This is a genomic window from Micromonospora sp. NPDC050187, assembly GCF_044459745.1.
Lineage (GTDB): Bacteria > Actinomycetota > Actinomycetes > Mycobacteriales > Micromonosporaceae > Micromonospora.
Map to the genome: position 1 here is coordinate 12,585 of NZ_JBITJH010000016.1, position 26,444 is coordinate 39,028.

Consider the following 26,444-nt stretch of genomic DNA (forward strand, 5'->3'; position numbering starts at 1 on the left):
GCTGACCCTCCCGCGCAGGCGGCGTCGGTCAGGGCCGGTCGTCCGGGGCGGCGGGGCCGGGGCGGTGGGCGTCCAGGTACGGGGCCACGAGCGCGGCGACCTCGGCCGGGTCGGCGTCGAGGTCGTGCCGGCTGAGCAGGTGGATCGACTCGCCGGTGTCGATCTCAAGGAACTGGTTGCGCAGGCCGAAGCGGGGACGGTCGTCCACCGCGACGGACTCGATCGCCGACCAGTCGAGCGTCCGTCGGCTGGCGAAGCCGGTGACCACGGTCACCCCGGACGGATCCACCGCGAGCCGCACCGGGGCGAGCAGGTCACGCGCCGCCCAGACGGCCAGCCCGGCCGCGCCCAGCCCGGCGAGGACCACCCGTACCGGGTCACCCTCGGCGAAGAGCAGCCCGAGCGCCGCCAGTGTCCCGGCCCCGACCAGCTTGACCAGCGGTAGTTTCACCGGTACGCGCCACTGCCGGCTGGAGGACCCTGGGTGCATCCGTCCAGCATGCCCGAGCGGGGTGGACGCCGCGACGCCACCGGGCTCGGACGTGGCCGACCACCCGGGGCGGACGGCGGGTCGTCCCGCGACGTAGGATCGAGGAATCTCAGGTTACCGGGGAGTAGATATGAGTGACGCGGTTATCGTCGGCGCGGTACGCACCCCCGTCGGGCGGCGCAAGGGCAGCCTGGCCGGCGTCCACCCGGTGGACCTTTCGGCACACGTGCTCCGCGCCCTCGCCGAGCGGACGGGCATCGCCCCGACCGACGTCGACGACGTGATCTGGGGCTGCGTGTCCCAGGTCGGCGAGCAGTCCTGGAACGTCGCCCGCAACGCCGTCCTCGCCGCCGGCTGGCCCGAGTCGGTGCCCGGCACCACCCTCGACCGGCAGTGCGGGTCGAGCCAGCAGGCGCTGCACTTCGCCGCCGCCACCGTCCTCTCCGGTCAGGCCGACCTGGTCGTCGCCGGGGGAGTCGAGTCGATGACCCGGGTGCCGATGGGGTCCAGCGTGGCCGGCGGCATGCCCTTCAGCGACCAGCTCCGCGATCGCTACCGCGGCGTCGAGGGCTTCGCCGACGACGAGCCGCTCCCGTTCAACCAGGGTGTCGGCGCGGAGCTGATCGCCGAGCGCTGGCGGTTCTCCCGGACCCAGCTCGACGAGTTCGCCCTGGCCAGCCACGAGAAGGCCGCCGCTGCCCAGGACGCCGGGGCGTTCGACGCGGAGCTGACCCCGGTGGCGCTGGCCGACGGGGGCAAGTTCACCGCCGACGAGGGCATCCGCCGGGACACCTCGCTGGAGAAGCTCGGTGAGCTGAAGACCCCGTTCCGCGCCGACGGTGTGGTCACCGCCGGTTCCGCCTCGCAGATCTCCGACGGCGCGGCGGCGCTCGCTGTCACCACCTCCGAGTGGGCCAGCCGGCACGGCCTGCGCCCGCTGGCCCGCGTGCACACCGCCGTCGTCGCGGCCGACGACCCGGTCACCATGCTCACCGCCCCCATCCCGGCCACCGCGAAGGCGCTGCGCCGCGCGGGGCTGGGCATCGAGGAGATCGGGGTGTACGAGGTGAACGAGGCGTTCGCCCCGGTGCCCCTGGCCTGGCTGGCGGAGACCGAAGCCGACCCGGAGCGGCTGAACCCGCGCGGCGGGGCGATCGCCCTCGGCCACCCGCTCGGGGGGTCCGGTGCCCGCATCATGACCACGATGCTCCAGCACATGCGGGACAACGGCATCCGCTACGGCCTGCAGACGATGTGCGAGGGCGGCGGCATGGCCAACGCCACCATCGTCGAGCTGCTGTAGAGCAGCGGCGGCGCGGGCGGTCTGCTGCCGGCGTCGGACAGCCGGTGTGGGTGCCCGGCCCCGTGGAATTTCCGGAACCGCCGCTGGGTCGTTGGTCCGGGCATGGACGTCTTCGACCGAACGTTCCTGCCCGCCGCCGCCGAGAACGGGCTCGCCGTGCAGACGGTCAGCCGCCACATGCCCGTCTTCCGGCGCTGCGTCCGGGCGGACGACGCGACGATCCTGGTCACCCGCTGCACCTGCCCGGACCGCCTGGTGTCCGGGGAGTACCTGCTCCTGATGACCTACCAGCGACTGGTCGTCACCCGGCAGAGCCCGCTGCTGCACCGGCTCCACCTGCACCTGAACACCGAACTGCGCCATCTGAGCAACGTCACCTGGAACCCGGATCCCCGGCTCCAGCAGGTGGAGCTGGCCGCCACCGCGATCGACGGGGTGCGGGAGCGGTTCCTGATCCGGACGGAACACCCGAAGCAGGTGTGGCAGATCGACACCCTGCTCGACCACGCCTTCCGGTCCCGGCTGCGGCTGCCCCGGGCGGTCGCCACCAACGGAGCGCCCGTCGCCGGGCACCGCCCCGGCAGCGGTCGACCCGCCTCCGGTGGACCCGCCTCCGGCCGGCGTTCCACCGGACGGGGCTGACCCACCGCCGATCGCGGGTCCTTACCGAATCCGAACACAACTGGCCGTGTTCCCGACCGGACGGTCAGGAATCATGACCCGGTGAGCGTCGACGCAGCGAACCACCGTGGACTCGTCCTCGTGGTCGAGGACGAACCGGCCATCGCCGACCTGGTCCGGCTCTACCTGGCGCGGGACGGTTTCGGCGTCCACGTCGAACGGGACGGCCCGGCCGGGCTGGCCGCCGCCCGCCGGCTCCGGCCGGTCGCCTGCGTGCTGGACATCGCCCTGCCCGGCCTGGCCGGAACCGAGGTCTGCCGTCGGCTGCGCGAGGCCGGCGACTGGACCCCGGTCATCTTCCTCACCGCCCGGGACGACGAGGTGGACCGGATCCTCGGCCTGGAACTGGGGGCCGACGACTACGTCACCAAGCCGTTCAGCCCACGTGAGCTGGTCGCCCGGGTCCGGGCGGTGCTGCGGCGCGCGGCCGGGGTTCCGGAAGGGGCGGAGCGGCCCCGGCAGGTCGGCCCGGTCACCCTCGACCCGTCCCGGCGCACGGTCACCGTCTCGGGCACCCCGGTCCAGCTCACCTCGACCGAGTTCGACCTGCTTGCCCACCTGATGGCCCGCCCCGGGCGGGTCTTCACCCGGGAGGAGCTGCTCGCCGGGGTCTGGGGGTACGCGGCGCACGCCGGCACCCGGACGGTCGACGTGCACGTGGCGCAGGTCCGGGCCAAGATCGGCGACGTCAGCGTGATCCGTACCCATCGGGGCGTGGGGTACGCCGCCGATGGCTGACCGCCCCGCCGGCCCGCCCGGTGCCGACCTGCCGACCGGGGCGCTGCCGACGGTGGGCCCCCGGCCGGCCGGGCCACGCCGGTCCCGGCCCGGCCGCACCCTGACCGCCCGGGCGGTGCTGGTGACCTGCGCGGTGTCCCTGGTCTCGGTGCTGGTCACCGCGCTGGTGGCGGTGCCCCTGGCGGTGCGTGGCGCGCAGCGGCAGGCGCAGGACACGCTGGCCGCGCAGGCGCGGATGACCGCCGAGGTGCTCCGGTTCCGGCTGAGCCGGGGCCAGCCGGCCGACGAGCGGCTGCTGCGCCTGCTGGCGAACCAGGACGTCGACGCGTACGTGCTCCGGGACGGGCGGGTCGACCGGGCCGGTCTGCCGCCGCAGGTGGTCGAGCGGGTCGCCGCCGGGCAGGACGTCTCCGTGCGGCGGCTGGTCGACGGTCGGCCGTCCCTGGTCGAGGGGCGCGCGCTCGGCGACGGCAACGGGGTGGTGCTCGCCCGGTCCCGGGTCACCGGGCTCTGGCGGCAGGTGCTCGCCAGTGTCTGGGTGCCGCTGCTCGCCGGGCTGGCCGCCGGGGTGGTCGCCGGCTGGCTGCTCGCCCGCCGCCTGGCCCACCCGATCCGACAGGCGGCCACCGCCGCCGCCCGGCTCAGCGCCGGGGACCGCGCGGTGCGGGTGCCGGTCGAACCGCCCGACGAGGTCGCCGAACTGGCGTACGCGCTCAACGGGCTGGCCGAGGCGCTCGCCACCAGCGAGGGCCGGCAACGGGAGTTCCTGCTCTCCGTCTCGCACGAGTTGCGTACCCCGCTGACCGCCGTCCGGGGGTACGCCGAGGCGCTCGCCGACGGCGTGCTCGGCCCCGACGAGGCGGCGCAGACCGGACGGACCATGCTGGCCGAAGCGGAACACCTGGACCGGCTGGTCAGCGACCTGCTCGCGCTGGCCCGCCTGGAGGCGGCCGACTTCCCGCTCGACCCGGTCCCGGTGGACCTCGTCCAACTCGTCGGCGCGGCGGCGGGCACCTGGTCGACCCGGTGCGCGGCGGTCGGCCTGGCGTTCCGGGTCGAGGTGCCCGACAGGCCGGTGCCGGTGTACACCGATCCGGGGCGGATCCGGCAGGTGGTCGACGGGCTGCTGGAGAACGCGCTGCGGGTCGTACCCCCGGGAGCGCCGGTGGTGCTCGCGGCCCGGCCGGTCGGGGCGGACCCGCTGGCGGGCGGGGTGGTCGAGGTCCGCGACGGCGGACCCGGCTTCACCGACGACGACCTGGTGGTGGTGTTCGAGCGGGGCGCCCTGCACCAGCGGTACCGGGGAATCCGGAAGGTCGGCAGCGGGCTGGGACTGGCGCTGGCCGCCGGACTGGTCCGGCGGCTCGGTGGCACCATCACCGCCGGGCACGCCCCGGAGGGCGGCGCGGTGTTCACCGTCCTGCTACCCGCAGGACCGCACCGGACGCGGACGCCGACATGATCCCGTTTCCGCTGGTCCGGGTTGACGCAGCGTGCCGAGGTGACGGCCTCGTGCCAGTCCTTGCAGGCCGGGCCGACACGCTACGCTGTCCCCGACGTACAGTCGCCCCCGTGGAGAAGCCCGTGAAGCTGTCGATCCTCATGCCGGTCTTCAACGAGGAGGAACGCATCGCGGACGCCCTCAAGCAGGCGTTGGCGGTCGAGTACCCGTGCGACATCGAACTCCTCGTGGTCGACGACGGCAGCCGGGACGGGACGGCCGAGGTCCTCAGCCGGGTCGACGACGCCCGACTCCGGGTGATCACCCATCCCCGCAACGCGGGCAAGGGCGCGGCCATCCGGACGGCCGTGGCCCACGCCGAGGGTGACTACATGGTCATCCTCGACGCGGACCTGGAATACGACCCGCAGGACATCCCGAAGCTGCTCGCCCCGGTGCTCGACGGGCGCGCCCAGGTGGTCTACGGCAATCGCACCTTCGGCAGCCACAGCGCCTACAGCTTCTGGTACGTGATGGGCAACAAGGGCGTCACCACGGCCGCGAACGTGCTCTTCAACTCGTACATCGGCGACCTGGAGACCTGCTTCAAGCTCATGCCCATCGAGCTGTACCGCTCGCTCGACGTGCGGTCCCGTGGTTTCGGCATGGAGGCGGAGGTGACCGGCAAGCTGCTGCGCCGCCGGATCCGCCCGTACGAGGTGCCGATCAGCTACCGGGCCCGGGGTCGCGAGGAGGGCAAGAAGATCACCTGGAAGGACGGCGTCGAGGCGCTCTGGATCCTGGGCCGGGAGCGTACCCGCCGCCACCCCCGGCCCTGACCGCTCCCGGCCTTTCTTGCTCCCGGCCCTGACCATTTCCGGCGCTGCCGGTGAGCGGGGCTCAGACCAGGAACGCGTCGATCGAACGGCGCAGCCCGGCCGCGTCGAGTCCGTGCCAGCGGCTGTGGTCGACCGCCGTCCCGTAACGGCGCAGGTCCCGCCGGCCGACCCCGAGCGCCAGCAGCCGGTGCGGCCGGTCCGCGAGGGCCTCGCTCACCACCCGGCTCGACGTGCCGGCCAGGTAGGGCTCCACCAGGATCACCTCGGTGCCGGCGAGCGCCCGCAACCCGGCAGTGTCGAAGGGGCGCGGCCGATGGGTGTACGCCACCGTCACGTCCCGTCCGGCGACCGCCGCCAGGCACTCGTCCAGCAGTGGTCCCACCGCCACCATCAGGGGCGCGCCCGGCCCCGCGTCCCGCACCACCCGCAGCGAGCCGTCGCCGCCGTACGGCCGATGGTTCGCCATCGTCGACAACCGCAAGTACACCGGGTCGTCGCCGGCCACCGCCGTACGTAGCAGCGGCGGCACCTCGTCGGGGTGTCCCGGCACGTGCACCGTCCAGCCGTGCAGCGTGTCGATCAGCGCCACGTCGGCCGGGGACAGGTGGGTCCGGCCAGCCTCCGGCCGGTCGTAGGAGGCCCCGACGCTGACCAGCACCGCAGTCACGTCCTGGTGGTCGAGGTCCAGCTTGATCTGCTCGTACGCCCGCTCGACCAGGAACGGGGCGTAGGTGTGCACCACCGGGCGGAGCCCGGCCAGGGCCAGTCCACCGGCCACGCCGACCATCAACTGTTCCCGGATACCCACGTTGACCACCCGGTCCGGGTGCCGTCGGGCCGCCTCGCGGAAACTGTCCGCCGAGATGTCGGCGAGCACCACGGCGGCCCGCGGATCCTCGGCCAGCAACTCGTGCGCGGTGTCCACGAAGCGGTCCCGCATGACGATCTCCTCCACCCTCTCCCCGGTTGCCAGGGTCACGGGTGCCTCGCTGACTGCCGTCACGGCTCACTCCTTCCCGTCGACGACCGCGACGACGACGTGCGGTCGGTGGTGGTCGTGCCCGGTCAGGGCGGTGTACAGGGCGTCGTGGTCGTACCCGTCGACGGTGGACGCCTGCCAGCCGTTGACGGTGAACCGGGCCGCGATCCCGCCGGGCCAGCCGTGCGTGGCGGACCGGTTGTCCACCACGATCGCGGTCAGCCCGGCCAGTCCGGTCGCGCCCGCGTACGCGATCGCCTCGTGGTTGGAGCCCTCGTCGAGTTCGGCGTCGCCGAGCAGGACGTACACCCTCGGGGTGAGCAGGCCCTGGGCCCGCAGCCCGAGCGCGGTGCCCACACCGAGGCCGAGCCCGTGCCCGAGCGACCCGGACCCGATCTCGACGCCCGGCACCAGGACCCGGTCGGGGTGGCCGCCGAGGCGGCTCGCCGGACCGTAGGCGTCGTCCAGCCAGTCCGGCGGGACGAACCCCTTCGCGGCGAGGACGGCGTAGTAGCCGGCCACGGCATGCCCCTTGGAGAGGAGGAACCGGTCCCGGTCCGGGTCGTCCGGCCGGTCCGGGGAGATCCGTAGGATCCGGTCGTAGAGCACCCAGAGGACGTCGATGGTGGAGTACACGTTCGAGCCCAGGTCGTCCTCCTGGCCCGCTGCGAACCGACGCAGCAGCGGCGCGACCGGGCCCGGGACAACGGGGGCGCTGGCGATGGTGACGGTCATGCCGCTAGCCTGCAACTTGAAGCTCACTTCAACTCAAGGGTGACGTGATGCAGGAGTCTCTCACCATCGGTCAGCTCGCCGCCCGCAGCGGCGTGGCCCCCTCGGCGCTGCGTTACTACGAGCGGCTCGGCCTCATCCACGCCGAACGCACCGGGGGCAACCAGCGTCGGTACGCCCGCGCCGAACTGCGCCGGGTGGCGTTCATCCGGATCGCCCAGCAGGTCGGCGTCTCGCTGGACGAGATCCGCGAGGCACTGGACTCGCTGCCCGACGGGCGTACCCCCAGCGCGCAGGACTGGGCCCGGATCTCCGCCGCCTGGCGCAACCGGCTGGACGAGAAGATCCGCCTGGTCAGCAAGCTCCGGGACGACCTCACCGGCTGCATCGGCTGCGGCTGCCTGTCGTTGCAGCGCTGCACCCTCAACAACCCCGCCGACAAGCTCGCCGGTGAGGGACCGGGCGCACGCCTGGTCCTGCCCCGCCCCTGAGGTGGTTGCCGCCTCTCAAGGTGGTTGCCGGGGACCCCTCCTCGGCAAGAAGCGGTAACAGGGGACCCCTGCTACCACCTGGCGGGGTTGGCCGGTCAGCCGGTGACCAGCAGCACCTTGCCCAGGTGGTCGCTCGACTCCACCAGCCGGTGCGCTGCGGCCGCGTCGGACATCGGCATCCGTCGGTCCACCACCGGCCGGATCCGGCCCGACTCCACCAGCGGCCAGACCTGCTCCCGTACGCCCTGGACGATCGCCGCCTTTTCCGCCAGCGGGCGGGACCGCAGCGCGGTGGCCGTCACCGAGGCCCGCTTGGCCAGCAGCGTGCCGAGGTCGATTTCGGCCTTCCGCCCACCCTGCATGCCGATCACCACCAGCCGGCCGCCGGTCGCCAACGTTGCGACGTTCCGGGCCAGGTAGGCCGCGCCCATGATGTCCAGGATCACGTCCGCGCCCCGACCGTCGGTGATCCGGCGGACCTCCTCGACGAAGTCCTGCTCCCGGTAGTCGACGGTGTGCGCCGCACCCAGCTCACGCAGCCGTTCGTGCTTGGCCGCGCGCGCGGTCACCACCACGGTCGCGCCGAGCGCCGCGCCGAGCTGGATGGCGAACGTGCCGATGCCACTTCCCCCACCGTGCACCAGCAGCGTCTCGCCCGCCGCCAGCCGGGCCAGCTGGACGACGTTCGACCAGACCGTGCAGGCCACCTCGGGCAGCGCGGCGGCCTCGACCGGGTCGAGGCCAGCCGGCACCGGCAGCAGCTGCCCGGCCGGCACGGCGACCCGCTCGGCGTACCCGCCGCCGGCCAGCAGCGCACAGACCTCCTGGCCGATCCGCCACCCGGTCACGTCGGGAGCGGTCGCCGTGACCACCCCGGCGCACTCCAGACCCGGGTACGCCGACGCACCCGGCGGCGGCGGGTAGTGCCCCTGCCGTTGCAGCAGGTCGGCCCGGTTCACCGCGCTGGCCCGCACGTCAACGACCACCTCACCGGGACCGGGCTCCGGGTCGGGCACCTCGGTCCAGCGCAGGGCTTCGGGTCCACCGGGTTCCGGGATCGTGATCGCACGCATGAACCTGTCTTACCCGATCCGCCCCTCGGTCCACGCCCGGGTCAGGATCTCCGCCACGGTCCGCTCCGGGGTCTGGTCGGAGGTGTCCAGCCAGAGCCCGATCCGGGGCGTGTCGGCCCGGAAGCCGGCGTCCAGGTCGGCGACCGGCCAGTCGCCGTACCCCTTCTTGGGCCGGTACCGCTCGCGGGCGGCGACCACCTCCGGACGGGGCGCGAGCACCACGACCGCCAGCGGCCGGTGCCGGATCCGGTCGACCATCGCGGCCAGCTCCGGGCCGAGGACCACGTCCTGGCAGACCACGGTGAAGCCGGCGGCGGCGTACGTGTCGGCGGTCGACGCGGCGAGGTCGTAACGGAGCCGGAGCTGCCGCCACGCCTCCTCCGACGGTGTGGCGCTCATCTCGGCCCGCCCGCCGACCACCATCCGGCGGAAGACGTCGCCGCGCAGGTGCACCGAGCGCGACAGCCGACGGGCCAGCAGCTCGGCCACTGTGGACTTGCCGGCCGCCATGATTCCGGTGATCAGCACCACCGAGGGGGTGTCCCACATGCCGCGATGATCCCACGTTCGGGCGGGACGCCGACTCGCGCCGCCGGTCGGTCATGGCAGACTAGACGGGGTCGCGTACCCCTCGGGGACGTGCCGGGAGGGTTCGCCTAGTGGCCGATGGCGCTGGTCTTGAAAACCGGTAAGGCAGCGATGTCTTCGTGGGTTCGAATCCCACACCCTCCGCTTCCTCGTCCGCGAGCATGCCCACTGACCAGCAGGGAAACGTCGCCCAGGTGGTATGTCTGTGTCGGCTCGTCCGGTCCCGCTGGTTCTCAGATCCGGGCGGTGCTAGTAGGGGGCGTACGGTCGCCAGTGGTTGCTCATCGGCGAAGGACCCGGCTCGGGGGCACTGCCACCCGGGCGGAACGTGACCCAGCCGTGGTCGCCGGTGATCCGTTGCGGGATGGGGATCGTCTGCTGACGCTCCGTCGTGGCGGCGGAGACGTTCAGCTGCCACTCGAGCAGGCTCTTCGATCTGGTCAGCGGGACCAGCAGCAACACTCTGGTCTCACCCGGGGCGACGACGAGGGGCAGCGTCACGTCGGGGTGGAGCGCGGCCCCGTCCGGCCCGAGGGTCGGGCGGACCAGCGGTGGATCCCCGTCGAGGAGGATCTCGAAATCCGGCTGGACGTGTTCGATCCGGTGGGCGTGCAATGTGACCTCGGCCTGCCCGAGGGGCAGCTCGCGCAGCGCCTCGGCGGTGAGGGCGATCCGCACGCTGAGCTGCGGCTCGCGCGACACGATCCGTAGATACAGGTGGTAACCGGGGGTCGGCACCTCGACGGGCGTCGGCCCGATCGCGCTACTCGGGTGACAGTGTCGGGAGCTGTCCATGTCGACGCGGATGGCCACCTCGACGTCGGGACCGGGATGGACCGTGGCACCGGCACCGGCACCGGCGGCTGGGACCGGTCCGCCAGCCGGCTCTGGGGTCCGGTCGGCCGGGCTACGCCGGCGCCACACGACCAGCGACACTGCACCAGCGAGGATCGTCAGCACCGCGGCCACGGCGAGCGGGGTCATCGCGGGGCCTTCCCGAGACCTTCCGAACCGACGGTGAGGAATGGCTGACCAGCAGCGGTGATCGAATGGGTCCCACTCCGACCGTGTTGTGTCCAGTCGAGCAGCAGGTACCAGGCGACCTGGTCGCGGCGCAGGCGCACCGTGACCTTGAGGACCTCGGGATCGGACGGCGACACGGAGAACGGGAAGTCCACGCCGCCGACGCGCGGCCGAACCTCAGGCACCCCCGGGTCGAGAAGCAGTTCGAACGGGCGCGGCTCGAGCACACCCATGGTGGGTTTGGGAACCAGCGTGGCGTGGACCGGTTCCTGCGAGACCACCACCGGCCGCAATCGTCTCAACAACACGGTCCCCTCCGTGGCCTCCACGTAGATCTGCAGGCTGTGACCATCGACCGGCACCAGGCGGCCGTCGCTGCGGCGGGCCAGCGCTTCCACGTCCATGACCTCGGCGGTCACGCGCAGCGGGCCTGTCTCGTCGACACCCGGAGTTGTCTTTCCGGCCTCCTTCGGAGGACGGAGCCGGGTGACGAGCGGTACCAGCAACGGCGGAACGGCCAGCAGTACCGAGACCAGTTGCGCGACGTTGGCGGCGTCCTGCAGGCCCCGCAGTTGCAGCGTCAGTCCGACCAGCAGCAGCACCACGGCGAGCGCGAGCAGGCAGACCATCGGCGTGGCCAGCCGGTTGAGGTGCCTGACCCGCCTCCGGACTGGCATGGTTCCGTCTCCCGCCGACGACCATTGCGCTGAACCCGCAATATATCGCCTTCGGTCACTATTTTGCGCCGTGTCGCATTGCTGACAACCGGTGGTCGAGGCGCGGGATGACGGCGGCCCCGGTAACGCTGACCTGGGCATCACGGATCGTTTCGCCGGGTCCTCCGAGGGTACGGCCGAAGGAGCCTGTCATCGCAGCTCCACGGAGGACTCGTCCAGATGGATCCCAGCAAGCCCGCCAAGGCCGTCAAGCACGTCGTCGAGGCCGCCGCCGGAAAGGTGGCCGACGCCCTGACCCCGGATGTTCCCGGCGCGCCGGGCAGCGCCCCGCCGACCGTCGAGGAACCGACGACGCCACACGACCCGCTGCCGCCGAAACCGGAGCAGGGGACGCCGGACACCCGTACGCCGACCGGGGCGGCGACCGGCGTGCCCCCGATCGCGAAGGGTCAACAGGGCGCCTACCTGACCACCGCGCAGGGAACGCGGCTGCGCGACACCGACCACTCGCTGAAGGCCGGCCCGCGCGGTCCGGTTCTGCTCCAGGACCACCACCTGCGCGAGAAGATCACCCACTTCGACCACGAGCGGATCCCCGAGCGCGTCGTACACGCGCGGGGGGCCGGCGCGCACGGCATGTTCACCGGGTACGGCAGCGCCGAGGGCGTCACGAGGGCCGGCTTCCTCGCCAAGGGAAAGGAGACCCCGGTCTTCGTCCGGTTCTCCACCGTCCTCGGTTCGCGTGGATCGGCCGACACGGTCCGCGACACCCGTGGCTTCGCGACGAAGTTCTACACCGACGAGGGCACGTTCGACCTCGTCGCCAACAACATCCCGGTCTTCTTCATCCAGGACGCGATCAAGTTCCCCGACATCATCCACGCCGGGAAGCCGCACCCGGACCGGGAGATCCCACAGGCCCAGAGCGCCCACGACACCTTCTGGGACTTCGTCTCGCTGCATACGGAGGCGCAGCACCACACGATGTGGAACATGTCCGACCGGGCCATCCCGCGTTCGTACCGGATGATGGAGGGCTTCGGCGTCCACACGTTCCGGCTGGTGAATGCCGCAGGGGAGACCGTGCTGGTCAAGTTCCACTGGAAGTCCAAGCTGGGGGTGCACTCCCTGACCTGGGAGGAGGCGCAGATGCTCGGCGGCATGGACCCGGACTTCCACCGCCGCGACCTGTACGACGCGATCGAGGCCGGTGCGTTCCCCGAGTGGGAACTCGGCATCCAGGTCTTCCCCGACACCCCCGAGGAGACGTTCGCCGGCATCGACCTGCTCGACCCGACGAAGGTCGTGCCGGAGGAGTTGGCCCCGGTGCAGCCGGTCGGCCGGCTGGTCCTCAACCGCACGCCGACGAACTTCTTCGCCGAGGTCGAGCAGATCGCCTTCCACCCCGGGCATCTGCCGCCGGGGATCGACGTCACCAACGACCCGCTGCTCCAGGGCCGGCTCTTCTCGTACGTCGACACGCAGCTCACCCGACTGGGCGGGCCGAACTTTCCGCAGATCCCGATCAACCGCCCGCACGCGCCGGTCAACGACATGCTGCGCGACGGCTTTCACCAGCAGGCCGTCCATGCGGGAGTGGCGCCGTACCGGCCGAACTCGCTCGACGGCGGCAACCCGTTCCCGGCCGGCGTCGACGACGGCGCGTTCGTCGACGTGCCGGTGACCGTGGCGGAGGCGCCCAAGGTACGCGCGAACCCGGTCTCCTTCGACGACCACTTCAGCCAGGCCCGCCTGTTCTGGCTGAGCATGTCACCGGTGGAGAAGGAGCACATCATCCGCGCCTACACCTTCGAGCTGGGCAAGTGCTACCACCAGGCGATCCGGGAACGCCAGCTCCAGTGCCTGGCCAACATCGACCCGGTGCTCTGCGCGGAGGTCGCCACCGGCCTGGGCCTTCCCGCGCCGCAGCCGACCGTGCCGCTCGCCGACGTCGCGCCCAGTCCGGCGCTCTCCCAGGTCGGCGGTGAGTGGCCGGCCGACGGCCGCATGGTCGGAATCGTCGTGGACGCCGCCAGCGACCTCGACGGCGTCGACCAGGTGCGCCGGGCGGTGCTCGGTGCCGGCATGGTGCCGCTGCTCGTCGCCCCGCACGGCGGCACGGTGGGTGACCTCACCGTGCAGCGCACCTTCGCCACCGGCCGGTCGGTCGAGTTCGACGTCCTCCTGCTGTCCGGAGCGCCGACGCCGGCACCGGACGCGATCCCGGCGCGGGACGCCAAGGCGGGCGCGGCGGACTCGGTGACCGTGGACCCAAGGGTGCTGCTCCTGGTCGACGAGGCGTGGCGGCACGCCAAGGCGATCGGCGCGTGGGGCGACGGGGTCGCCGTGCTGCGCCAGGCGCGGGTGAGCGGTACGCCCGGCGTGGTCACCGGCGACTCCGGCACCGAGGTCTTCGCCGCCGTGCAGCGGCTGATGGCCGCGCACCGGGTGTGGGATCGGTTTCCCGCCTCGGTGGCCTGATTCGTCCGTCCCGGCGGGGTCGCACGGGTGCGCCGCTGTCCGCAGCCGCGAACGGCGGAGGGCGTGTCCATCCGTTCGGGCGGTGACCTTGGCGGGGTAAGAAGATGGTCGGAAACCACCTTCAGTGAGAGGGATCACCGATGACCCTGGAACGACCGATCGCCCCGGACCCGTACGAGCTGCTGCCGACCGTGGGGTCGTTCACCCTGACCAGTGACGACGTGCACAACGGCGAGCCGATGGATGCCGCGTACGCGCACGACAGCGTCGGCGGCGGCAACGTGTCGCCGCATCTCGCCTGGGTCGACTTCCCGGCCGGGACGAAGGGCTTCGTGGTCACCTGCTTCGACCCGGACGCCCCCACCGGCAGCGGTTTCTGGCACTGGGTGCTGGTCAACCTGCCGGCCTCGGTGACCGAGCTGCCCCGAGGGGCGGCCGAGAGCGACCTCGGCGGGGCGTTCAGCGTCCGCAACGACTACGGCCAGCACGGGTACGGCGGGGCCGCTCCGCCCGCCGGGGACCGCCCGCACCGGTACGTCTTCGCGGTGCACGCGTTGGACGTGGAGAACCTGGATGTCACGCCGGAGGCGTCGCCCGCGTACGTCGGCTTCAACCTGGCCTTCCACACCCTGGCCCGGGCGGTGATCCGCCCGACGTACCAGGTCAGGGGGTAAGTAACCACCGACGAGCGGAAGGGCCGCGGTCCCGGCAACGGGCGCGGCCCTTCGTGGTGGAACGGGTGGACCCGCCTCGGGTGGAGCCGGCGGTCAGCCGGGAACGCGGGCCACGGCGAACACCGACTGGCCGAACGGCGGCCGGACGAGCTGCTCGGCGGCCTTGGTCACCGGCAGGACGGTGGTGTCGTAGACCTTGACCATCGGGCCCTCCTTCGGCATCAGCCGGAAGACCTTGGTGGCCATGAAGTAGCCGATCAGGCCGAGCGCGTTGGCGTAGTGGATCCGCTCCACGCGCAGGCCGGCCGAGGTCATCGCCGCCCCGAGGGTCCGCTTGGTGTAGCGGCGGACGTGACCGGTGGCGATGTCGGCCGGGCTCATCGCGAACTGGAACGCCGGCACGATGATGATTACCGCGCCGCCCGGCCGGACCAGGTCCCGCATGCTGCGCAGGGCGGACACGTCCTCCTCGATGTGTTCGAGGACGTTGTACGAGACCGCCGCGCTGTACTCGCCGCCGATCTCGTCGTGCGGCAGCAGCATCTGCCGCACCTCGATGGTCGGGTGGTCGGCGAGACGCTCCTTCAGTGCGATCAGCCGGTCCGGGTCCGCCTCGGTGGCGGTGAAGCGGGACAGGTGCGGTGCCCACTCCAGCGCGTAGTCCCCGAGCCCGCTGCCGATCTCGATGGGGTTGTCACCGAGGTACGGGAGGGCGAGCTCGACGAACCATCGGCGGTGGTTGACGGCTGTGGCCAGGCCCTCCAGCACCTCGGACTGCACGCGCTGGTCCCCAGTGATTTCTGCCATGCGTCGATTCCTCACCATATGACTCGACCCGCACCCGGACCCGACAGAGTCAACCACCTACGTCTGTGGTGGGGAAATCGGCCACCGGGGGTGACCGGAATGCGGTTCGATCGGGGGTGCGGAGATCTTCTACTGGGCGAACCTGGCACATACTACGCCGGAACTCCGAAACGCACACCTTGCCGTCCTGACCTGACTACGCTCTGAATTGTCATGACTACTCCGGAGTCGGAGGTCGGTCGGGAGCGGATCCTCCGTCCGGTGTCCTCCAGTGCGGTGCGGCGGAACGATCCGGGCGGGCCGGACAGGGGCGTACGCCTGGCTGGCCGGTGGCTTCCGGACGTCGTCGCGGTGGTGGGCTTCGTGCTCCTGGCGCTCTGGGTGACCGCGCGGTTCTGGACGAATCCCGACCACGAAAGCCGGGTCAATCCCACCGACCAGGCCCAGTTCGAGTGGATGATGGCGCACGGCGCGCGGGTGGTGACCGATTTCGCCTATCCGTTCGGCTCGGACCGGATGAATGTGCCGGACGGCGTCAACCTCATGGCAAATACGTCCGTATTATCCGTTTCATTGCCAATGACGCCGGTCACCATGCTGTTCGGGCCGCGCACCGCCTTTCTGCTCTTTCTCACCGGCGCGATGATCGCCACCGGCACCGCCTGGTACCTCGTCATCTCCCGGGTGCTGACTCGGTCCCGGCCCGCAGCCTGGGTGGGGGCGACGTTCTGCGCCTTCTCCCCGGCGATGGTCTCCCACGCCAACGCCCACCCGAACATCGTCGCCCAGTACGTGGTCCCGTTGATCGTCTGGCGGACGCTGGCGCTGCGCGAACCGGGCCGGTCGGTGCGCAACGGCCTGGTCCTCGGGCTCCTGGTCGTCTGGCAGGGGTTCCTCAACCTGGAGATCCTGCTGATGACCGCGGTGGGGCTCGGGGTGGTGGTCGCCGTGCTGGCCGTTCGCCGGCCCGGCCTGCGGCGGTACGGCCGCCCCTTCCTCGCCGGGCTCGGCGTCACCGCCGGTTTCGCGCTCGTGGTGCTGGCGTACCCGCTCTACGTCCAGTTCTTCGGCCCCGGCGCGTACGAGGGCCTCTCCCGGCTGATCCGGGGCTACCGCAGCGACCTCGCCTCCTTCTTCGCCTGGCCCGGCGAGTCGCTGGCCGGGGACCCACGCGACACCAAGCGGCTGGCCAAGAATCCGACCGAGGAGAACGCCTTCCTCGGTTGGCCGTTGGCGGTGCTCGTGCCCGCCCTGGTCTGGTGGCTGCGGGACCGCGCCGAGGTGCTCGGCCTCGCCGCCGCCGGGCTGCTGTTCGCCGTGCTCTCCCTCGGCCGTGAGATCCGTTACAACGGCCGGGACACCGGTGTTCCCGCGCCCTGGGGTGCGCTGGAGAACCTGCCGATCCTGCACTCGGTGGTACCCACCCGGTGGGCGCTGGCGCTGACCCCGGTCGTCGGCCTGCTCCTGGCGTACGGCGTCGCACGCGCCGGGCAGTTGGCCCGTCGCCATCCGGCGGCCCGCCGGCAGATCCGGTTCGGCGCGGTCACCGTGCTGGCGATGGCGCTGCTGCCACTGCTACCCACCCCGCTGCCGACTGCCCGGCTGGACCCGGTGCCCGAGTTCGTCACGTCCGGCGCGTGGCGACCGTACCTGGCCGGCGGGCGGAGCCTGGTCGCACTGCCGCTGCCCGACTCCGATTACGCCGACCCGCTGCGCTGGTCCGCGGTGACCGGTCTGGAGATGCCGATCGCCCGGGGCTACTTCCTCGGGCCGGACCGGCGGCCGGACGCGCCCGAGGGACGGATCGCGCTGTTCGGGGCCACGCCCCGTCCGACCAGCAACTTCTTCGTCACCATCCGGCGCACCGGCGCGGTGCCGCCGATCACGCCGCAGGACCGGGTGGCGGCCGTCGACGACCTCCGGTACTGGCGTGCCGGCGCGGTGGTGCTCGCACCGCACCGGCACGAGGACGCGCTCCGGCGCGGGATGACCGAACTCACCGGGATCGAGCCGGTCCGCACCGGCGGGGTGTGGCTCTGGGACGTCCGCCCGCTGGTGGACTGACCATCCGCCATTGCCTGTCTGCCGGGGTTGGCTGCCTGTCTGCCGCGGTCGACTGGCGGCGGGTCGCCGCCCGCTGTCGGGGAGTGGATACGCCGGCGGGGAGTGGACCGGCGGGTCAGGGGCGGACGCAGCAGCCCTGGCAGTACTTCGGCTTCGGCAGGGTGAACGCCTGGCAGCAGGTGCGGCGCTGGACGGTGGGCTGACCGGACGGCCCGGGCACCAGGTCGATCAGGTCCCGGACGCCGAGCGTGCCGAGCAGCGTGTCGACCGACTCCACCGCCGAGCCGGGCAGGGCGTCGGCGGCCCGCAGGATCCCGTGGGCGATGCCGGAGGCGACCGAGCCGAGCAGCGTACGGGTACCGATGCGGACCTCGGTCCGGATCGCCCTGACCAGCGGGTCCAGATGGGCGTCGAGCAGCGACGCGCGGAGCAGGCCGAGCAGCTCGGTCTCGTCGGCGACCACCCGTACCTCGCGCGGGGCGGCCAGGGCCAGTGGATCGCTCGGCAGCACCGCCACGGTCGTCGACCGGCGGAGCCCGAGCGTGACCAGGGGACGGTGGTCCTCGAAGTGGATCAGCACGTCGGCCGGGTCGAGCAGGGGAACCCGCCGCGCGGACGCCCAGCCGAGCACCGCCGGCAGCGCCGCCCAGTAGCTGTACGACTTCCAGGCCAGGGCGGCGCAGGCGTGCGGTGTGCCGCCCCAGCGGTGGGCGGCGGCGGCCAGCAACTCGGGGAGGCGGGTGCCGTCCACCAGGGTGGTGGCCGGGGACCAGCCGTACTCGTCGGTCACCAGCAGGCCGGGGGCGAGCCCGGGGAGGTCGTCGGTGCCGAACATGGCCCGCAGCGTCGCGGTGACCGGCGCGAGCGGGGCGGCCATGACACGGGTCGGGATCACCGCTGTCACCGTCGTGCTCCCCTCGTCGTCCGCCGCATGAGCTAAGGCTAACCTAACTCAGGCTCCAAGGGGAGGGTATGAACGTCCTGGCGGGTGCCCGGCTGTTACCCGCGGTAGCGAGTCGGAAACCTGCCTGACTGTCGGGCGCGCCGGGCACGCTGAGAGTGGTTCGGAGAGTGTTGTCAAGGTCAGAGTCGGCAACGTGCCACTTCTGTGGAATACCGACGACCAAACGTGAAACTGATACTCCCGGCCATGAGGAAGCTGATGACGACCTCGCCCCTCGAACGGGCCGCCGACTCGTTCGCAGCCGAGCTCGGCCGGCACCGGATTGATCGAGGGCTGTCCAAAAAACAGCTCGCCACGCTGATGGGGTTCGACCCGTCGTACGTCAGCCACGTCGAGAGCCGCCGGCACCGGCCCACCGAGGACTTCGCCCGGCGCGCGGAGGCCGTCCTGGAGGCCGGCGGCGCGATCTGGCAGCGCTTCCGTGAGTACGACGACCTGCGGCACGCCCGGACCGCCCCGCCGCACCGCGACCCCCCCGTCCCCAGCCAGTGGATGCCACCCGGCACGGGTCTGATCGTCGAGCACGAACTCGCGAGCCTCACCTACCGCGACGGCGTCTACCGCTGCGTCGTTCGGCGGGCGCTCTACAACGCCGGCACCGACCCGGTCACCCGCTACCTGGCCCGGGTGGCCGTCGACCGCTACCCGAACGACCCCGGCCGCTCCAACCGGCACCACCGCGACCACCCCCTGACCTTCGCCGAACTGCAACTGCGGGCGTACCGGGACGACCGGGGCGAACGGGAGCCGATGCACTGGCGGGCCAAGCACGACCGGGACGCGTTCAAGGAGTTCTGGCTCCTCTTCGAGAACGCCGACGGGCGATTCCCGCTCTACCCCGGCGACCGCGCCACCATCGAGTACGAGTACTGCGTCGGACAGGAGAAGTGGGGACGCTGGTTCCAGCGCGCCGTCCGGGTGCCCACCCGGGCGCTGGACGTGCGGCTGGACCTGCCCGCCGCGCTCGAACCGCAGGTCTGGGGGTTGGAGACCTCGTTGTCGGCGGAGGAGGGGCCGCTGCGCACTCCGGTGCAGCGCCACGACGAGGCCGACCGGGCGATCTTCGAGTGGGCGACGGAGAACCCACCGCTCAACGCCCGCTACCGGCTCCAGTGGCGGTTCCGCAACCCACCAGCCACGCCCACCCCGACCGGCGCGCCGGTCGAACCGGCGCGCCCCCGGCCGAGCGACCGCATGCGGGCCGCCGGCATCGTGCAGCGCGGTGCCGACCTGCTCCGTCAGCCGGTCCGGCAGTTCGACCTGCCCCGGGAGGGGGCGGTCGCCCGGGACGTGGTGGAACGGCTGCTCGACGCCCTCACCGAACTCGACGAGCTGCACCGGTTCAGCCGGGGCGTCGGGCTGGCCGCCCCCCAACTCGGGCTCGACTGCGCCGCCGCCGTGGTGCGCCCGCCGGACCGCACCGCCGACCCGATCGTGCTGCTCAACCCCCGGGTGGTCGACTCCTCGCCGGACACCGACGAGCAGTACGAGGGCTGCCTCTCCTTCTTCGACCACCGGGGTCTCGTTCCCCGGTCGCTGCGGCTCGACGTGGAACACGCGCGCGCCGACGGCACCCGGGTGATCACGTCCTTCGAGTTCGGCGTGGCCCGGCTGGTCGCGCACGAGATCGACCACCTGGAGGGGCGGCTCTACGTCGACCGGATGGCGCCGGGTGTGCCTCTGGTGCCGGTCGAGGAGTACCGCGAAACCAGTCACGCCTGGCGTTACTGACCCGGGCGGCCGGACGAGGTGCCGGGTCGCGTGCCCCAGGGGGCGGGGGCACGCGACCCGGCGTGGGGGGAGGAATGTCTAGAGGTTGCCGAAGGTGTCGTACCGGACGTGCTGCGGCGGCACCTGGTCGGCGGCGAGTGCCCGCAGGGTGGCCCGGACCATCCCGGCCGACCCGGAGACGAAGCAGTCGTGCGCCGTCCACGGCCCGTAGCGGGTCACCACGTCGGAGATGTCGCCCTGCTCGCCGTCGAAGTCCGGGTCCGCGCTGCACGCCGGCGTCACGGACAACCACGGGTGTGCGGCCACCAGCTCCTGCAACCCGGCCAGGGCGTACAGGTCGTCGGCGTGCCGGGCGCCGTAGAAGACGTGCACCCAGCGGGTCCGGTTGTACCTGGTCAACTCCTCGACCAGCGCCTTGACCGGGGCCAGCCCGACCCCGCCGGCCACGCAGAGGATGTCCCGCTCGGAGGCGCGGTCCAGGGTCATCCCGCCCATCGGCGCGGCGATCCGCAGCAGGTCGCCCGGCTTGACCCGGCGGACCAGGGCACCGGAGAGCCAACCCGCGCCCGGCGTCCGGACGTGGAACTCCAGGATGTTGTCGTCGTTCGGGGCGTTCGCCACCGAGTACGTCCGCCACACCCGTGGGTGGTACCGGGGTGCCTCGATGCTGACGTACTGACCGGCCCGGTACGGCAGCGGATGTTGCAGGGCCTGGACGGTCAGCACGGCGGTGTCCGGGCCATGCCGCCGGTGGGTCAGCACCTCGGCGTGCCAGAACGGTGGATTCTCGTCGGCCGCCGCGCCGGCCTGCATCTTCTCCGCGATCGCCGCGTACGCGTCCCGCCACGCCTGGTCGTACTCCAGGTTCCAGTTGTCCCCGCCGGCGGTGCGCAACGCGTCCAGCAGGGCGACCCCCATGGTGGCGTAGTTGCCGGCGGTGACGTGGTACTTCCGGTGGTCCCGACCGAGGCCGCGCAGGTACTCGTCGAAGCTCTCCGGGTCGCCGACGACCTGGGTGGCGGCGACGATCGCATCGAGGATGCGGTCACCCTGGCCGCGCATCTGCACCGGAAAGAGCTTCCGCAGGTCGGGGTCGAGGAGGAACAGGCGGGCGTAGAAGTAGTCGCTGAGGCGCTCCCGGTCCCCTTCGACCAGAGCCCAGCTCTCCTTCAACAGCCGCGCGAAGTTCTCCATCGGCGCTCCCTCGGCAGGACGGTGGATCGGGCAGGCCCCAGCATGACCACGGAGCGTCGATGGTGGTCGCACAGAATGTGCGATCGATTCGCGCTGGTCGGCGCGACCTGCGGCGGCGGTGCCGTCCGGGACGGTGATCGGGCACAGTGGTGCGGTGACGGTTGAGCTCACCCGACCGGTGTCGCACCGGCTCCTCGGTACCGAGACGTTGCTGGTGCTCGGGCTGTCGCTCGGGCAGTCCGCGATCTACGCCGTGGTCTCCATCACCGCCAAGCTGACCGCCGAGGGGGGACTGTCCCGGCAGACCGCCGCACTGAACACCTCGGCGTCACCCCGGCCGTGGCTGGACCTGACGTACCAGGTGCTCGGCATCGTCTTCGCGCTGGTGCCGGTGCTGCTCGCCGTACACCTGGTCAACCGGGACCCGGGCGACGCCGGCCGGACCCTCGGCCTGGACGCCCGGCAACCCGGTCGGGACCTGGCCCGGGGCGCCGGCCTGGCCGCGCTGATCGGCCTGCCCGGCCTGGCGCTGTTCTGGGTCGCCGCGCAGCTCGGACTCAACGCCACGGTCGTGCCGGCCGCACTGCCCGAGCTGTGGTGGACCGTGCCCGTGTTGATCCTGGCCGCCGTGCAGAACGCCGTGCTGGAGGAGGTGATCGTGGTCGGCTACCTGATGACCCGACTGCGGCAGCTCCAGTGGCGGGTCGGCGCGGTGATCGCCACCAGCGCGCTGCTACGCGGCTCCTACCACCTCTACCAGGGCTTCGGCGCGTTCGTCGGGAACGCGGTGATGGGAGTCGTCTTCAGCCTCTTCTACCTGCGGACCCGGCGGGTGATGCCGCTGGTCGTCGCGCACACGCTGCTCGACATCGTGGCGTTCGTCGGCTACTCCCTCCTGCCCAGGGAGTGGTTCGACTGGCTCTGAATCGCTCCGGGCCGGCTACGCGGCCCCGCCCGCCGCTCCCACCCGAATCGACACCGATGACCTGGCGGCTCGACGGCATCCATGGGTGAGTCGTCATGCCGACAGGTGCCGGACGTGGGTCCGCCTCGCCTCTTGGGGGATAGTTGCCTGCGTGGCGACGTCGATCGACGAGGGCGACGACCCTTATCTCTGGTTGGAAGACCTGGACTCGGCGGACACCGCCGCGTGGGTGCGGGATCGCAACGCGGAGACTGTCGCCACGCTGAGCGGAAGCGACCGGTTCGCCGCCATCCGAGCCGAGATCCGGCAGGTGCTCGACGCCGAGGATCGCATCACCTGTCCCGAATGGCGCGGGCACTTCTACTACGACTTCCGCCAGGACGCGGCGCATCCGCGTGGGCTCTGGCGCCGGACCACCCTGGAGCAGTACCGGCGGCGCGAGCCGGAATGGGACGTGCTGCTCGACGTCGACGCGCTGGCCGGACGGGAGGGCGAGAACTGGATCTGGAGCGGTGTGACGGTGCTGCGGCCTGGTCACCAGCGTTGCCTGATCAGCCTGTCGCGGGGCGGGACGGACGCCTTCGTGGTCCGCGAGTTCGACCTGGGTCACCGGTCCTTCGTCGAAGACGGCTTCACGCTGCCGGAGGCGAAGAGCGATGTGTGCTGGATCGACGCGGACCACGTCTACGTGGCCACCGACTTCGGGCCGGGGTCGCTGACCACCTCGGGGCATCCACGGTTCGTCAAGCGGTGGCGGCGGGACACGCCGCTGTCCGAGGCTGAGACCGTCTACGAGGGGCACGTGGACGACGTCAGCACGCACGCCTCGCACGATCCGACACCCGGGTACGAGCGCGATTTCGTCAGCCGCAGGCTGGATTTCTACCGATCCGAAAGCTACCTGTTGGCAGGGTCGGGGGAGCAGGTCCGGATCGCCGTACCGGAGGACGCCGCGTGGGAGGCACACCGGGAATGGCTCGTGATCCGGTTGCGGTCGCCGTGGACGGTCGAGCAGGTCACCTACCCTGCGGGTGCCTTGCTGGCGGCCCGGTTCGACGCGTTCCTCGCCGGGGAACGCGAGCTGACGGTGCTCTTCCAGCCTGACGAGCACACCGCACTGCGGCACCACGTCTGGACCCGCCACCATCTGATCCTTTCCACCCTGGTCGACGTCCGGAGCCAGATCGAGGTGCTGACGCCCGGTGGGACAGGGTGGCGGCGTGAGCCGCTCGCCGGGGTGCCGGAGGGCGAGCACAGCTCGATCGTGGCAACGGCCCCGGACCTCGGCGACGACTACCTGCTCGTTTCGGAAGGGTTCCTGCAGCCGGCGACGCTGCGCCTCGGGCGGGTCGGCGGACCGGTCGAGACCCTCAAGCGGGAGCCGGCGTTCTTCGACGCGGACGGCCTGGCCGTACGCCAGTTCTTCGCCACCTCGGCCGACGGCACCCGCGTGCCGTACTTCGTCGTGGGGGATCCGCACGCCCCCTGCGGGCCAACGCTGCTCACCGGGTACGGCGGTTACGAAATTTCCATGACCCCGCACTACAACGGGGCACTGGGCCGAGGGTGGCTGGCACGGGGCGGCACGTACGTCGTGGCGAACATCCGGGGTGGCGGCGAGTACGGCCCCCGGTGGCATCGCGCCGCGATGCGGGAGAACCGGCCGAGGGCTTACGAGGACTTCGCGGCCGTGGCCGCTGACCTGGTCGATCGGGGGATCACCACACCGGCGCAGCTCGGTATCCAGGGAGGCAGTAACGGCGGGTTGCTGATGGGCGTGATGCTGACCCGCTATCCGTCGCTGTTCGGCGCCGTGGCCGCCCACGTGCCGGTGCTGGACATGCGGCGATACCACCGCCTGCTGGCCGGTGCCCTCTGGATCGCCGAGTACGGCGACCCGGACCGGGCCGAGGACTGGACATACCTACGGGAGTACTCGCCGTACCACAACGTCCGCGACGACCAGGCATATCCGCCGTTCCTGTTGATCACCTCGACCCTCGACGACCGGGTGCATCCCGGGCACGCCCGCAAGATGGTGGCTCGACTGCGCGAGCGCGGCCACGACGTGGCCTACTACGAGAACGTCGAGGGCGGGCACAGCACTGCGGCGAACCACGAACAGTACGCGTTCGTCTGGGGCCTCACGCTGGACTTCCTGTGGCGAACGCTGGTCAGACGGACGGACAGGGTCGTGCCACGCCAGGTCTCGCCGGCGGCTGCGGTCGAGGAGGGCGGCCGTGGAATCCGCCGGGGATCGAGCTGAAGGGCCCCGCAGGTTCCGGAGTTGCCGCTCGGGCTCCCGCCGAACTCGCCGGTTCTACGTGGCCGAGACCAACACCGCCGAGCGCGCGTGGGTCCCGGCGCGGTGTCACGTCACCGCCTTGCCTGAGGCCAGTCGAACCCCGGCTGCCGGTAGGCGGTGGTCGCGCGGGCGGCCAGCCGCTCGACGGCGGCCGAGTTTCCCGCCGCCGTGGCGAGCACCGCCGCGCCGGGCAGCAGCCGTGACGCCAGCCGCAGCACCAACCAACCGCCGGCCTGCGCGGTGAGCGGGGCGGCCAGTCGCCAGGCCGCCTCGGCCACCCGACCCCACGGCGGCTCGCCCTCGCCGGTCGCCGCGCGCGCGGCGGCGAGGGCCGTCCGGGCGCTCTCCGCGTCCGGATGCACCCGGGTCAGCACCAGTAGCTCGACCGCCCGCTCGGGGTCGACCGGATCGCGGCCGTGCGCCGCCGCCAGATGCAGCACCAGGCCGGACTGGGTCCAGAGCACCGCCGCCAGTTCGGCGAGGGGAGCGAAGAGACCGGCCACCGCGGCGGTCGCTCCACCCCACCCGGCCTTCCGGACGAACCGCCGGGTGGCCAGCCGCGCCAGACCGGCGGAACCAGCCTTCGGGTACGCCTCGCGCAGCGCGTCCGCCCAGGCGCCGGCCTGCGGCCCGATCCGCTCCACCGCCGCCAGCGCCAGCAGTTCCGGCGCGAAGGCCGGGTGTGCCAGCAGCCGGTCGAGATCGACCGTACGCCCGCCCGTCGCCGTCCTGGTGCTCTTCCGCGCGGCGGCGGCCGGCTTCCCGGTCGTCTTCCGGGCCGTGCTCTTCTTCGGGGCGGCCCTTCGCGGGGCAATCTCCTCGGCGCTCGGGCCGTCGGTGGGCTCTGCCCTGGCGTCGGCCGGCGGCGTGTGTTCCGAATCACCAGTTGCGGGGTGGGCTTGGGGGGTGGGTGTCACCTGCCCTGGCGTCCCGGTGCCGTCGGCGTCCGCCCTGGGACGACGGCGGGGCGCCGGGGTGCTCCGCGACCGGAGCGTGCCGGCGGGTGCGCCCTGCTCCGCCGGCCCGGCGGGGACTTCGGAAATCACTCCCGTGCGCCGGCCGGCCCGCACCACCTTCTGGCGCGGGGCTCGCGGAGGGGCCGCTGCCGGCTGCTCGGGGTCGGTCGGACCGCCGGTCTCCGGAGGCTGGAAGAGCACCGTCGGGGCGGATGCCTTCCGCCGGGGTCGGCTCCGGGGCGGATCGTCCGGCTGGTCCGTGACCTGGTCGGGCTCGGCAGTCGGGACGGCCGGCGGGGTGAAGGTCGGCTTGGGGGAACGGCCGCGACGTGCCGCTGTGCGTGGCTCGCGGCGAGGCGGATCGCTCGGCGGCTGCTCCTGCATATCGACGAAGCCTAGTCCCGATCGCGGTGCCGCGCAGGGTGAAACTCCTGCTCAGGGAGGGAAGTTGGTCGAGCGGTGCCGCTGGAGGGGGAAGTCGCTTTGCTCCTTGCCGGGGCGGGGTTGTATTCTCGGTCGGCGGTGGTCTGATAGGCCACCGGGGAGACTTCGCCTAGTCTGGTCTATGGCGCCGCACTGCTAATGCGGTTGGGGTCTTAAAGCCCCTCCCGGGTTCGAATCCCGGAGTCTCCGCGCGAAGGCCGGGTGTGTAGACTGGCCGAGCACCAGCGCCCGTAGCTCAACGGATAGAGCATCTGACTACGGATCAGAAGGTTAGGGGTTCGAGTCCCTTCGGGCGCGCAAGATCATAAGGGGTCTGACCTGCTGGAATGGCAGTCAGTCCCCTTTGCTTGTCCGTCCCTTGTGGTCGGTTGGGCGCTCGGTGGGTGCTCGTGCGACGAGCATCCCTCGCGTCCGGGCCTGTCCGGCCGGCGGCTGCCCTGTCCGAGTGGGTTTTGATCATGGGACGGAGTTCGTCGACCATCCCGAGCCGGAGCGGCAGCGCCACCTGCTGCGACTCTGGCTCCGACGCGCGGTGGCCGCCGCCCGCTGGTGCCGAACTTCGGGCGGCATGTCGTACTGGTCCGGAGCGTGACCCGCGACTCCGCCCCGCCGAGCGCCGCTGGACACGTCACCATCACCGAGGCAGCCGTACCCCGGCGCGACTGGGGGGTGAGCGCGACGCCCTCGGCCTGGTCCCTGGTGGGGTACCGGGCGTGGGGGGGGGGGGGGGGGGGGGGGGGGGGGGGGGCGGGGGGGGGGCGCCCCCCCCCGGCCCCCCCCGGGGGGGGGGCCCGCCGCCGGCGGCGCGGGGCGCCCCCGCCGCCCCGCCGCGCCGGGCCCGCCC

The 26,444-nt window shown here is 72.2% G+C and carries 24 protein-coding genes and 3 tRNA genes; 16 read left to right on the forward strand and 11 right to left on the reverse strand.

What is annotated here, in order from left to right:
• Positions 1 to 28: 28 nt before the first annotated feature.
• The gene (locus ACIBJE_RS22635; RefSeq protein ID WP_396751337.1) at positions 29 to 490 is read right to left on the reverse strand and encodes a PH domain-containing protein; all 462 of its coding nucleotides are present in this window, start codon (positions 488 to 490) and stop codon (positions 29 to 31) included.
• Positions 491 to 620: 130 nt separating this feature from the next.
• On the opposite strand from ACIBJE_RS22635, the gene ACIBJE_RS22640 reads away from it, so the two are divergent.
• The 5 genes from ACIBJE_RS22640 (at position 621) to ACIBJE_RS22660 (ending at position 5,492) form a co-directional block, all read left to right on the forward strand.
• Complete coding sequence (locus ACIBJE_RS22640; protein ID WP_396751339.1) at positions 621 to 1,793, forward strand: thiolase family protein; 1,173 nt, start codon at positions 621 to 623, stop codon at positions 1,791 to 1,793.
• Positions 1,794 to 1,895: 102 nt separating this feature from the next.
• On the forward strand, positions 1,896 to 2,435 hold the full coding sequence (locus ACIBJE_RS22645) for a hypothetical protein (protein WP_396751341.1): 540 nt from the start codon (positions 1,896 to 1,898) through the stop codon (positions 2,433 to 2,435).
• Positions 2,436 to 2,516: 81 nt separating this feature from the next.
• Positions 2,517 to 3,212 carry a response regulator transcription factor gene (locus ACIBJE_RS22650; RefSeq protein WP_396751342.1) on the forward strand — a complete coding sequence of 232 codons (696 nt, stop codon included), beginning with the start codon at positions 2,517 to 2,519 and terminating at the stop codon, positions 3,210 to 3,212.
• Complete coding sequence (locus tag ACIBJE_RS22655) at positions 3,205 to 4,674, forward strand: histidine kinase dimerization/phospho-acceptor domain-containing protein (RefSeq protein ID WP_396751344.1); 1,470 nt, start codon at positions 3,205 to 3,207, stop codon at positions 4,672 to 4,674. The genes ACIBJE_RS22650 and ACIBJE_RS22655 overlap by 8 nt, the downstream gene beginning before the upstream one ends.
• 122 nt (positions 4,675 to 4,796) lie before the next feature.
• Positions 4,797 to 5,492: a glycosyltransferase family 2 protein gene (locus ACIBJE_RS22660; RefSeq protein WP_396751561.1), complete on the forward strand. Its 696-nt coding sequence runs from the start codon at positions 4,797 to 4,799 to the stop codon at positions 5,490 to 5,492.
• Positions 5,493 to 5,553: 61 nt separating this feature from the next.
• On the opposite strand, the gene ACIBJE_RS22665 is transcribed toward ACIBJE_RS22660, so the two are convergent.
• Together ACIBJE_RS22665 and ACIBJE_RS22670 are read right to left on the reverse strand one after the other, a co-directional pair.
• A complete protein-coding gene (locus ACIBJE_RS22665; RefSeq protein WP_396751563.1) occupies positions 5,554 to 6,432 on the reverse strand; it encodes a transketolase family protein in 879 nt (292 codons plus the stop codon).
• A 66-nt stretch (positions 6,433 to 6,498) separates the two neighbouring features.
• Positions 6,499 to 7,206 carry a transketolase gene (locus ACIBJE_RS22670; protein ID WP_396751346.1) on the reverse strand — a complete coding sequence of 236 codons (708 nt, stop codon included), beginning with the start codon at positions 7,204 to 7,206 and terminating at the stop codon, positions 6,499 to 6,501.
• A 47-nt stretch (positions 7,207 to 7,253) separates the two neighbouring features.
• On the opposite strand from ACIBJE_RS22670, the gene soxR reads away from it, so the two are divergent.
• Positions 7,254 to 7,694, forward strand: coding sequence for a redox-sensitive transcriptional activator SoxR (soxR, locus tag ACIBJE_RS22675; protein WP_396751348.1), 441 nt, complete (start codon positions 7,254 to 7,256; stop codon positions 7,692 to 7,694).
• A gap of 95 nt (positions 7,695 to 7,789) precedes the next feature.
• Here soxR and ACIBJE_RS22680 read toward each other — a convergent pair whose 3' ends face one another.
• Both ACIBJE_RS22680 and ACIBJE_RS22685 read right to left on the reverse strand, forming a co-directional pair.
• Positions 7,790 to 8,767 carry an NAD(P)H-quinone oxidoreductase gene (locus tag ACIBJE_RS22680; protein WP_396751350.1) on the reverse strand — a complete coding sequence of 326 codons (978 nt, stop codon included), beginning with the start codon at positions 8,765 to 8,767 and terminating at the stop codon, positions 7,790 to 7,792.
• A gap of 9 nt (positions 8,768 to 8,776) precedes the next feature.
• Complete coding sequence (locus ACIBJE_RS22685) at positions 8,777 to 9,316, reverse strand: AAA family ATPase (protein ID WP_396751352.1); 540 nt, start codon at positions 9,314 to 9,316, stop codon at positions 8,777 to 8,779.
• A 96-nt stretch (positions 9,317 to 9,412) separates the two neighbouring features.
• Between ACIBJE_RS22685 and ACIBJE_RS22690 the strand changes: the two genes are divergently transcribed.
• Positions 9,413 to 9,499: transfer RNA gene (locus ACIBJE_RS22690), tRNA-Ser, on the forward strand.
• Positions 9,500 to 9,604: 105 nt separating this feature from the next.
• Here ACIBJE_RS22690 and ACIBJE_RS22695 read toward each other — a convergent pair.
• Together ACIBJE_RS22695 and ACIBJE_RS22700 are read right to left on the reverse strand one after the other, a co-directional pair.
• The gene (locus ACIBJE_RS22695) at positions 9,605 to 10,339 is read right to left on the reverse strand and encodes a hypothetical protein (protein ID WP_396751354.1); all 735 of its coding nucleotides are present in this window, start codon (positions 10,337 to 10,339) and stop codon (positions 9,605 to 9,607) included.
• Positions 10,336 to 11,055: a hypothetical protein gene (locus ACIBJE_RS22700; protein WP_396751356.1), complete on the reverse strand. Its 720-nt coding sequence runs from the start codon at positions 11,053 to 11,055 to the stop codon at positions 10,336 to 10,338. The genes ACIBJE_RS22695 and ACIBJE_RS22700 overlap by 4 nt, the downstream gene beginning before the upstream one ends.
• A 219-nt stretch (positions 11,056 to 11,274) precedes the next feature.
• Here ACIBJE_RS22700 and ACIBJE_RS22705 point away from each other — a divergent pair, with 219 nt between their 5' ends.
• Together ACIBJE_RS22705 and ACIBJE_RS22710 are read left to right on the forward strand one after the other, a co-directional pair.
• Positions 11,275 to 13,536 (forward strand): catalase, encoded by a 2,262-nt coding sequence (locus tag ACIBJE_RS22705; RefSeq protein WP_396751358.1) that lies wholly within the window; start codon positions 11,275 to 11,277, stop codon positions 13,534 to 13,536.
• Between the two features lie 140 nt (positions 13,537 to 13,676).
• Entirely contained in the window at positions 13,677 to 14,210 is a 534-nt protein-coding gene (locus tag ACIBJE_RS22710; RefSeq protein ID WP_396751360.1) for a YbhB/YbcL family Raf kinase inhibitor-like protein, read from the forward strand.
• A gap of 93 nt (positions 14,211 to 14,303) precedes the next feature.
• Here the strand turns inward: ACIBJE_RS22710 and ACIBJE_RS22715 are convergent, their stop codons facing one another.
• Positions 14,304 to 15,017, reverse strand: a complete 714-nt coding sequence (locus ACIBJE_RS22715; protein ID WP_396751362.1) for a class I SAM-dependent methyltransferase — start codon at positions 15,015 to 15,017, stop codon at positions 14,304 to 14,306.
• A gap of 213 nt (positions 15,018 to 15,230) precedes the next feature.
• Here ACIBJE_RS22715 and ACIBJE_RS22720 point away from each other — a divergent pair, with 213 nt between their 5' ends.
• Positions 15,231 to 17,081 carry a hypothetical protein gene (locus ACIBJE_RS22720; protein WP_396751364.1) on the forward strand — a complete coding sequence of 617 codons (1,851 nt, stop codon included), beginning with the start codon at positions 15,231 to 15,233 and terminating at the stop codon, positions 17,079 to 17,081.
• 115 nt (positions 17,082 to 17,196) lie between these two features.
• On the opposite strand, the gene ACIBJE_RS22725 is transcribed toward ACIBJE_RS22720, so the two are convergent.
• Positions 17,197 to 17,958, reverse strand: coding sequence for a hypothetical protein (locus tag ACIBJE_RS22725; RefSeq protein ID WP_396751565.1), 762 nt, complete (start codon positions 17,956 to 17,958; stop codon positions 17,197 to 17,199).
• A 285-nt stretch (positions 17,959 to 18,243) separates the two neighbouring features.
• Between ACIBJE_RS22725 and ACIBJE_RS22730 the strand changes: the two genes are divergently transcribed.
• Positions 18,244 to 19,776 (forward strand): peptide deformylase, encoded by a 1,533-nt coding sequence (locus tag ACIBJE_RS22730; protein ID WP_396751567.1) that lies wholly within the window; start codon positions 18,244 to 18,246, stop codon positions 19,774 to 19,776.
• Between the two features lie 78 nt (positions 19,777 to 19,854).
• Here the strand turns inward: ACIBJE_RS22730 and ACIBJE_RS22735 are convergent, their stop codons facing one another.
• Positions 19,855 to 20,970 (reverse strand): globin domain-containing protein, encoded by a 1,116-nt coding sequence (locus ACIBJE_RS22735; protein WP_396751366.1) that lies wholly within the window; start codon positions 20,968 to 20,970, stop codon positions 19,855 to 19,857.
• Between the two features lie 154 nt (positions 20,971 to 21,124).
• Between ACIBJE_RS22735 and ACIBJE_RS22740 the strand changes: the two genes are divergently transcribed.
• Both ACIBJE_RS22740 and ACIBJE_RS22745 read left to right on the forward strand, forming a co-directional pair.
• Positions 21,125 to 21,895 (forward strand): CPBP family intramembrane glutamic endopeptidase, encoded by a 771-nt coding sequence (locus tag ACIBJE_RS22740; RefSeq protein WP_396751368.1) that lies wholly within the window; start codon positions 21,125 to 21,127, stop codon positions 21,893 to 21,895.
• Between the two features lie 151 nt (positions 21,896 to 22,046).
• Positions 22,047 to 24,161, forward strand: a complete 2,115-nt coding sequence (locus ACIBJE_RS22745; protein ID WP_396751370.1) for a prolyl oligopeptidase family protein — start codon at positions 22,047 to 22,049, stop codon at positions 24,159 to 24,161.
• 110 nt (positions 24,162 to 24,271) lie between these two features.
• Here the strand turns inward: ACIBJE_RS22745 and ACIBJE_RS22750 are convergent, their stop codons facing one another.
• Positions 24,272 to 25,117 carry a hypothetical protein gene (locus tag ACIBJE_RS22750; RefSeq protein ID WP_396751372.1) on the reverse strand — a complete coding sequence of 282 codons (846 nt, stop codon included), beginning with the start codon at positions 25,115 to 25,117 and terminating at the stop codon, positions 24,272 to 24,274.
• Positions 25,118 to 25,698: 581 nt separating this feature from the next.
• Between ACIBJE_RS22750 and ACIBJE_RS22755 the strand changes: the two genes are divergently transcribed.
• The 3 genes from ACIBJE_RS22755 to ACIBJE_RS22765 all read left to right on the forward strand — a co-directional run bounded on the left by ACIBJE_RS22755 (position 25,699) and on the right by ACIBJE_RS22765 (position 26,192).
• Positions 25,699 to 25,789: transfer RNA gene (locus ACIBJE_RS22755), tRNA-Ser, on the forward strand.
• Between the two features lie 35 nt (positions 25,790 to 25,824).
• Positions 25,825 to 25,897 (forward strand) — tRNA-Arg (locus ACIBJE_RS22760).
• Positions 25,898 to 26,045: 148 nt separating this feature from the next.
• Positions 26,046 to 26,192 (forward strand): hypothetical protein, encoded by a 147-nt coding sequence (locus tag ACIBJE_RS22765; protein ID WP_396751374.1) that lies wholly within the window; start codon positions 26,046 to 26,048, stop codon positions 26,190 to 26,192.
• Positions 26,193 to 26,444: the final 252 nt, after the last annotated feature.